The organism is Mesotoga infera (assembly GCA_011045915.1).
Lineage (GTDB): Bacteria > Thermotogota > Thermotogae > Petrotogales > Kosmotogaceae > Mesotoga > Mesotoga infera_D.
Genome location: DSBT01000004.1, coordinates 1 through 1,546, shown reverse-complemented (window position 1 = coordinate 1,546; position 1,546 = coordinate 1). Strand labels below are relative to the sequence as shown.

Below are 1,546 nucleotides of genomic sequence, written 5' to 3'. Positions count from 1 at the left end.
GTACCTCTCCATGACGTGAGACATGATGTCTACCGCCCCTACCGCCGTCTGATAATCTGGCAGCGTAAATGTCAGCTCGGGGTTCATGATGGCGAATCTGGCTCTCATAACAACGCTGTTGGTTGCTCTCTTGTACCAGCCGTCTTCGTTTGTGACAACCGAGCCGCCGCTTGATTCGCTTCCTGCTGCTGGAATGGTTAGGACGACACCAAGTGGAAGCATCTCTTCGACTTTCCTATTACTTGAATAGAACTCCCAGACATCTCCTTCGTAAGGAACGCCAATTCCTATCGCCTTAGCCGAGTCGATGACACTTCCACCGCCAACTGCGAGGATTGCATCGACATTCTCTTTTCGGCAGAGTTCGATTCCCTCTCTTACAAGAGACAACCTCGGATTTGGCATTACTCCTCCGAGCTCGAAGATCTCCACTCCTGATTCTTTAAGGCTTTTCACTACACGATCGTACAGACCGGTCTTCTTTATGCTTCCTCCGCCGTAGTGAAGGAGAACTCTCTTGCCGTACCTGGAGATCTCTTGACCAACCTGTTTTTCAGTGTCTCTTCCAAAAACTATCTTTGTTGCATTGTGAAATGTGAAATCTAACATCGAATCACTCCTCTCTTATATGTATTACTTCATTTTCATTCAGACAGTCGGACTTTACGTTGCCACGATTCTCTATGATTTCGATTATCCTTTCTATAGATGCTTCGATTATCCTTGCAGTTGCGCCCCAGACTACGAAACCGGGAAAACGGTATCTGATGGTCTTTTTTCCATTTGGCATAATAATTGTCTCTGGGGAGGTTAGCATAAGAGCCTTTAGCGAAAGAAAGATCACGTCCTCTACTTCTCCCCTGTCCAGTTTGAACTCGAGATTGTCTATGAATCCAACGAATGAGGTAATGACTTTTCCTGACGTGACCGTTGTATTGACGTTCAGCGGGCAAACTTCTTCAAGAGAAGACGGTGAGGCGCCAATTTCCTCTCTCATTTCCCTTATTGCACACTCTAGAAGAGTTTCATCATCTTCAATATGACCCCCGGGAAAGCTGATTTGCCCAGGATGGCTTATCCTTGTCGATCTTCGCGTAAGAAGCAGATAGTATTCTCCGCAGATCTTCACAATTGGCACGAACACTGCCGTATCTTGATTCCTTTGTTGCAAGACTCCACCTCGCATATATTCTACTATTATTATCAATTATAATGCTTTTGGGAGGCGATGAAGTGAAGGAAGTAACTCTGGCAGAATTGAGGGGAGTCATCGGAAAGGTTCTTATTGACTTCTTCAGTCCAGGCTGCGGAGTCTGTGCAGCGATTGAAGCAAAACTTGATGAAGTTGAAGGCACTTTTGTTTCCTGGAAATTTCACAAGATAAATACTGTTGAGAATCCTGCGGTCGCTTCAGAACACTCTGTCTTTACAGTCCCGACGATTGTTGTGCAGGTTGATGGTAGAGAGCAGAAGAGATGGAGCAGATACTTCTCTCTCGAAGAAGTCATTGACTATCTTCGCGAAATTGATGAGACAGAGAGTTAGC

General features: G+C 45.6%; 3 protein-coding genes. 1 reads left to right on the top strand and 2 read right to left on the bottom strand.

Annotation, left to right across the window (positions count from 1 at the left end; genetic code table 11):
• Both ENN47_00105 and ENN47_00100 read right to left on the bottom strand, forming a co-directional pair.
• The coding region (locus ENN47_00105; GenBank protein HDP76592.1) for an iron-containing alcohol dehydrogenase at positions 1 to 609 on the bottom strand (609 nt) is incomplete at its 3' end.
• 4 nt (positions 610 to 613) lie between these two features.
• Positions 614 to 1,171 (bottom strand): CoA pyrophosphatase, encoded by a 558-nt coding sequence (locus ENN47_00100; protein HDP76591.1) that lies wholly within the window; start codon positions 1,169 to 1,171, stop codon positions 614 to 616.
• A 62-nt stretch (positions 1,172 to 1,233) separates the two neighbouring features.
• Between ENN47_00100 and ENN47_00095 the strand changes: the two genes are divergently transcribed.
• Positions 1,234 to 1,545, top strand: coding sequence for a thioredoxin (locus ENN47_00095; GenBank protein HDP76590.1), 312 nt, complete (start codon positions 1,234 to 1,236; stop codon positions 1,543 to 1,545).
• Position 1,546: the final 1 nt, after the last annotated feature.